Raw genomic sequence first — 5,009 nt, 5'->3', positions numbered from 1 at the left:
GCCGCGTCGTCGCCCATGTAGTCGATCACCCGGACGAAGCCGTGGTCGAGCACCGGGTAGGCGGTGTAGAGATGCGCCTCCATCCCCTCGGCCACCGCGCGCAGGGTCTGGCGCGGCGTCGCGCGTTGCGCGGCGATCTCTGCTTCCTGCTCGGGCGTGAGCGGCATGGGCGAATCCTCCACCACAAGATAGGTTGTGGCGCAGCATATCTTGCGGGGCCGCGGAGGAAAACCACCAGATCGGGTGTCGGCAAATCCGCCGCAGTTCGCGGAAAAATGCCCGCGCAGGCAAGGGTGCCACGTTGACGGCACGGCACACCACCCGGAAGTTGATCGCAAAACACTTTGGAACACAGAGGCGAGCTATTGTCATGATCCGAACTCTTTCGCTGCTCTCCGCGCTGGCGCTGATCGCGGCCTGTTCCAGCGGCGACGACGGCTCGAACCCCTTCGATCCCCCGCCCGAGGAAGAGGAGGGCGGCACCGACACGGACGGCGGCGGCGAGGAGTCGGGCGACGGGCAGGAGACCGACCCGATCGGCGAAGATGACGGCGCGCTCCCGCCCGGCACCCCGAACCCGACGCCCGACGATTCGATCACCCGCTACGAAGAGCGCGACGAACGCGGCGACGGCTTCGCCGAGGCGCCGAACTACAACGCGGACGACGACACCTTCGAGGTGGACAACCTCCCCTTCGACGGCGACAACGTCTACGACCGTGACGACCAGGTCGCCAGCCTCGGTCCGCCGGGCGGCACCGGGCCCTTCGCGGTCTACGAGAACCCCCAGACCCTGACCGACCCGGTCAGCGGCGAAGAGATCCAGCAGGTGCCGAACAAGCTGCTGTTCCAGCGCAGCGACTCCGGTCTGACCGAGGTGGTCGTTGTCCGCTCGGCCGGTTACGCGAACGAATTCGGCTTCGGCGGCTGGGCCTATCAGCGCAACGGCGGCGTCGAACTGCCGCAGACGCTTCAGGCGACCTTCACCGGCGACTACGCCGCGCTGCGCGATTTCGACACCCGCGCCGGGCTCGAATACGCGACCGGGATGATAGAGCTCGACGTCGACTGGGAGGACTTCAACGGAACCTCCACGGAGAACGCGATCAAGGGGTCGATCACCGATCGCCGCATCTTCGACGTCGCGGGCAACGACATCACGCAGCAGTGGCTCGACGCGCTCGGAGAGGAGGCTGACCGCCCCTTCGACCAGCTCCCGACGGTCAATGTCGTCATCGCGCCGGGCACCATCGACCAGAATGGCGAGATCTCGACCGCCGTCGCCAGCGGCTATGTCGATGGGGAGGGCGAGGTGCAGGAATACGAGGCGGGTGCGCTGAACGCGATCCTCGCCGGTGACGTCCCGGACGAAATCGTCGGCATCGTCGAGATGGAAAGCGACGACCTGATCGCCGGTGACGGCAACGTGCGCGAAACCGGAGGCTTTATTGCGGATCGCTAGGCGGTCTCTGCGCTCCTGTCTCCGTCCACTGATCGTCGCCGGCCTCCTGTTCTGCGTCCCCGGCCTGCCCGTGCAGGCCCAGGGGACCGACGTGACGCCCGCGGAACTGCGCGCGCTCGCTGCCGAGGCGCTTGCACGCGCGGCGCCGGACCGGGCGCTGGTCTATGCCGACGCCCTGCTTGCGCGGGACGACGGGGATTTCGAGGCACTCGTCCTGCGCGCGCGCGCCGCCCGCGATCTCGGCCGCGCCCGCGCGGCCCGCGCCGCGGCCATGGCCGCCTGGCGCCGCGCCGAGGCTCCCGGGGAGCGACACGCGAGCGCGCTCGTCATGGCGCAGGCGCTCGCCTCCTCGGGGCAGCGCACGCGCGCCCAGTGGTGGCTGCGCCGTGCCGCGCACCATGCGCCCACCGCCGCCGCGCGGCAGCGCGCGGTGCGCGATTTCCGTTACGTGCGTGGGCGCAATCCATGGTCGACGGAGATCAGCATTTCGGTCGCGCCACGCTCGAATGTCAACGGCGGCAGCCTGCAGTCCACCACGCGGCTCTACGACCTTCCGTTCGACTTCCGCCTGAGGGGCAGCGCACAGGCGCTCGCCGGGACGGAGGTCGCCGCCGACGTGTCCACGCGCTACCGGCTGCGCGGCTCGGAGCGGCGCAAGACCGAGGCGACGCTGCGCGCGCACTATCGCACCTACCGCCTGACGGACGCGGCCCGCGACCGGGCGCCCGACGTGGCGGGCAGCGATTTCGCTTTCGGCTCGCTGTCCGCGACACTGTCCGAGACCTGGCGGAGCCGGGCCGACCGCGCCCCCCGCCGGGTGGCCGCGACGGTCGGGCAGGCATGGTATGGCGGCGAGCCCTATCTGGGGTTCGTGCAGCTTTCGGGGGCGCGGCACTGGGTGACCGGGGCGCGCAGCGCGGTTCATCTTTCGCTGATGGCCGAGGCGCAGCAGGGACGTGGCGGCATCGCCGACAGCCGCAAGCTGCGCGGGGGCGCCGGCGCGACGCGCAGGCTGGAGGCCGGACATCGCCTGCGGCTGCATCTCGCCGCGACGGCCAGCCGGTCGGAGTCCGCTGCGCGGGACTACGACGGCCTCGAGGTGGGCGCGCGGCTCGATCTCGCGGAACCCGTCCTGGGCATGGCGCTCGACTTCGGAGTGCGCGTCGCCGGAGAACGCTATGCCGGCAGCTTCTTCGGGATGACCGGGCGCGAGGATGCATCCATCGCCGTCGACGTCCGGGCAGATCTGACCGGGCTCGAGCAGTATGGGTTCATGCCGTCGGTCACCCTGAGGGCGGAGCGCACGGAGTCCACCCTCGGGCTTTACGACACGGAAAAGCTCGGTCTCGAGCTCGGCTGGCGGTCGGCCTTCTGAGACGTGCCTCTCGACTCCGCCGCGGCAGGGCCTACGATCGCTCGGGACACGGCCACGGAGGAGCCCGCGCATGACGATACGTTACCTGCACACGATGGTCCGGGTGAAGGACCTCGAGGCGTCGAAAGCCTTCTTCGAGTTGCTTGGCCTGGCCGAGACGCGCCGCATGGACGTGGAGCAGGGCCGCTTCACCCTCGTCTTCATGGCGCCGCCGGGGCAGGAGGAGTGCCCGGTCGAGCTCACCTACAACTGGGACGGGGACGCGGGGCTGCCCTCCGACAGTCGCCATTTCGGCCATCTCGCCTACGAGGTGGACGACATCTACGCCATGTGCCGCCACCTTCAGGACAACGGCGTGACGATCAACCGCCCGCCGCGCGACGGGCGCATGGCCTTCGTCCGCTCGCCCGACAACATCTCGATCGAGCTTCTGCAGAAGGGCGCGGCGCAGGCCCCGGCCGAGCCCTGGGCGAGCATGGAGAACACCGGGCATTGGTGAGGGCGCTCGCCCTCCTCGCCACGCTCTGGGCGGGCGCGGCCGGGGCGGCGGAGTGCCGCCTCGCGCTCCTGCTCGCCCTCGACGTGTCGAGTTCCGTGGACGCCGAGGAGCACGCGCTGCAGCGCGAGGGAATCGCCGCGGCGCTCGCCGCGCCGGAGATCCGGCGCGCGATCCTCGGCGATGCGCCGGGGCATGTCGCGCTCGCCGTCTACGAGTGGTCGGGGCGCAACCAGCAGGATGTCGTGCTGCCCTGGACCGTGCTCGACGGCGACGCCGCGATCGACCGGGCGGCGGCGGCGCTGCGCGACGCGCCGCGCGCCTTCTCGCGGTTCCCGACGGCCGTGGGCTACGCGCTCGGCTTCGGCGCGGGGATGTTCCGGGACGGACCGGACTGCACGCGCCGCGTGCTCGACGTCTCGGGCGACGGCATCGGCAACGACGGCTTCGAGCCGGTCCACGCCTACCGCCATTTCGACTTCTCCGGCGTCACGGTGAACGGCCTTGCCGTCGGCGGGCACGATCCGCAGGTGCGCGATTACTACATGTTCGAGCTGCGCCACGGCCCCGGCGCCTTCGTCGAATACGCCGAGGGCTACGAGGATTTCCGCCGCGCGATGGCGCGCAAGCTCCTGCGCGAGATCCGCGGCATGGTGATCGGGCGTGCCGCGCACTGAGAGCAGCTCTTCCCGCGTGGCCCGACCGGCCGGGTGCGGGCCGGGCGCGGGCCGGGCGCGGGTGGACCGGGCCGATTGCCTGGACCGGATGCCTTCGCTATGGCGCGGGGAGCAGTTTCTCGGGAGGGTCGCATGCGCCGCCTGTTCGTTCTTCTGGGCCTTTGCGCCTCGCTCGCGGCCTGCGGCACGGCGGCGGATCTCGACAAGGCGCCGGTCCCGCTCGGCGATTTCCGGCTCGGCCACACTGTCGTGGTCGCGCCGAATCTGACCAGGGGCCCGCTCTCGCGCGAGGCGGACGCGGAGGAATGGATCGCCGCCGTGCGCACGGCGGTCGAGGATCGCTTCGGCCGTTACACCGGGCCGAGCTATTACAACATGGGGATCAGCGTGGAGGGCTACGTCCTCGCACAGCCCGGCGTCCCGGTCGTGGCGAGTCCGCGCTCGGCCCTGATCCTGCGGCTGACCGTCTGGGACGACGCGGCCGGAGAGAAGCTCAATCCCGAGCCCCGGGTCGTGACGGTGACCGAAGCGCCGTCGGCGGAGACCCTGATCGGCTCCGGCCTGACGCAGGATCGCGAGACGCAGATGGAGAACCTGGCCATCTCGGCGGCGAAGGAGATCGAGCGCTGGCTCGTCAAGCAGAACCGCTGGGAGGGATGGTTCGGAGGCCGCGCCGCGAACCGGCCCGGGGCCGCGGCCGAAGCGACCGGGGGCGACGCGTCGAAGCCGGATACGGCGAGCGCCGCGGAGGGCTGAGCGGAGCGGTCGCATGCGCCTCGGTCGCCGGCTGCGTCCCGGCATTTCTTCCGCTTGATTTTCCGAAGGCGACCCAATAATGGAGCGCGCGATGTGAAACCCGGGCCGGCCGAGGCCCCCGAACCGCGAGGCGCCTGAGAAGCGATGGCAAAGGCAAAGTTCGAACGCAGCAAGCCGCACGTGAACATCGGGACGGTGGGTCACGTTGACCACGGCAAGACGACGCTGACGGCGGCGATCACG

Annotated in this window: 6 protein-coding genes and 1 pseudogene; 6 read left to right on the top strand and 1 reads right to left on the bottom strand. The window is 70.7% G+C overall.

The window, feature by feature from the left end; genetic code table 11:
* Positions 1–167 (bottom strand): annotated as a pseudogene (locus tag ACESL7_RS12970) (FAD-dependent thymidylate synthase); the annotation flags it as partial.
* A 203-nt stretch (positions 168–370) separates the two neighbouring features.
* Between ACESL7_RS12970 and ACESL7_RS12965 the strand changes: the two are divergent.
* From ACESL7_RS12965 to ACESL7_RS12940, 6 genes are all read left to right on the top strand, one after another.
* The gene (locus ACESL7_RS12965) at positions 371–1,462 is read left to right on the top strand and encodes a hypothetical protein (protein ID WP_372893731.1); all 1,092 of its coding nucleotides are present in this window, start codon (positions 371–373) and stop codon (positions 1,460–1,462) included.
* A 91-nt stretch (positions 1,463–1,553) separates the two neighbouring features.
* Positions 1,554–2,837: a hypothetical protein gene (locus tag ACESL7_RS12960; RefSeq protein ID WP_372893730.1), complete on the top strand. Its 1,284-nt coding sequence runs from the start codon at positions 1,554–1,556 to the stop codon at positions 2,835–2,837.
* Between the two features lie 70 nt (positions 2,838–2,907).
* Positions 2,908–3,336: a VOC family protein gene (locus ACESL7_RS12955; protein WP_372893729.1), complete on the top strand. Its 429-nt coding sequence runs from the start codon at positions 2,908–2,910 to the stop codon at positions 3,334–3,336.
* Positions 3,330–4,010, top strand: a complete 681-nt coding sequence (locus tag ACESL7_RS12950) for a DUF1194 domain-containing protein (protein ID WP_372893728.1) — start codon at positions 3,330–3,332, stop codon at positions 4,008–4,010. Before ACESL7_RS12955 ends, ACESL7_RS12950 begins: the two co-directional genes overlap by 7 nt.
* 132 nt (positions 4,011–4,142) lie before the next feature.
* A complete protein-coding gene (locus tag ACESL7_RS12945; RefSeq protein WP_372893727.1) occupies positions 4,143–4,766 on the top strand; it encodes a hypothetical protein in 624 nt (207 codons plus the stop codon).
* 144 nt (positions 4,767–4,910) lie between these two features.
* The coding region (locus tag ACESL7_RS12940) for a GTP-binding protein (RefSeq protein WP_372893240.1) at positions 4,911–5,009 on the top strand (99 nt) is incomplete at its 3' end.

This window comes from Rhodosalinus sp. (assembly GCF_041685465.1).
Classification (GTDB): Bacteria; Pseudomonadota; Alphaproteobacteria; order Rhodobacterales; family Rhodobacteraceae; genus Rhodosalinus.
This window is presented reverse-complemented; position numbering and strand designations above follow the sequence as displayed.

What these genes read in the sequence shown, in the direction of transcription:
- ACESL7_RS12965 (WP_372893731.1), top strand. Translation starts at nt 371, where the DNA reads ATGATCCGAACTCTTTCGCTGCTCTCCGCGCTGGCGCTGATCGCGGCC.
- ACESL7_RS12945 (WP_372893727.1), top strand. Translation starts at nt 4,143, where the DNA reads ATGCGCCGCCTGTTCGTTCTTCTGGGCCTTTGCGCCTCGCTCGCGGCC.
- ACESL7_RS12955 (WP_372893729.1), top strand. Translation starts at nt 2,908, where the DNA reads ATGACGATACGTTACCTGCACACGATGGTCCGGGTGAAGGACCTCGAG.